Consider the following 602-nt stretch of genomic DNA (forward strand, 5'->3'; position numbering starts at 1 on the left):
ACAGTTCCTATTGTTTTGATTGCCCCGCCTACTTTTGTTGCAACTGTTACGACTGTCCCAAAATTGGTGACGATAGCTGTTATAGCCGGCAACATCGAGGATAGAACCATTAACAAGGGGCCGATTGCTGCAGCTATCCCTCCCATAACGACTACAACCGTTTGTCCAGTAGGAGAAAGACTGTTGAAAGCATCCGAAACTACTTTGATTGCTTTTTCGACATACGGTAGAGCCCTCATCGCTAAATCTAAAATTATATTGCCGATAGGCACTAAAGCATCTGCTGTGCTTCTGAGAGCCTTTTGGAATCGTTGACCGAATGACTCTTCTTGTGCTTTGGTTACTCTGCCCATAGCACCATTTGCCTCGTCAAGTGAGCCGTTTATATTTCCCATACTGTATAATGCATCTGCTTCAAGGTCTTCCCATTTAGTACCGAATAGGGCTACACCAATGTTATTCGCAGCAACTTGATCATCCATCCCTTTTAATTCGGGAAGAACTGCGTTTGCAACATCTTTTACCGTACCCTTCCCCTGCAAGAAGTCTTTCCAGACCTTTTGAGTCCCACTTGATAGTTGTCCCATTGCTTCTTCTGTGCT

1 pseudogene is annotated in these 602 nt (G+C 44.5%); it reads right to left on the reverse strand.

The features are described 5' to 3' along the window. A pseudogene (locus AC4CV5_RS20755) lies at positions 1 to 587 on the reverse strand (phage tail tape measure protein); the annotation flags it as partial. Between the last annotated feature and the right edge of the window lie 15 nt (positions 588 to 602).

This window comes from Bacillus sp. NS1, assembly GCF_058248265.1.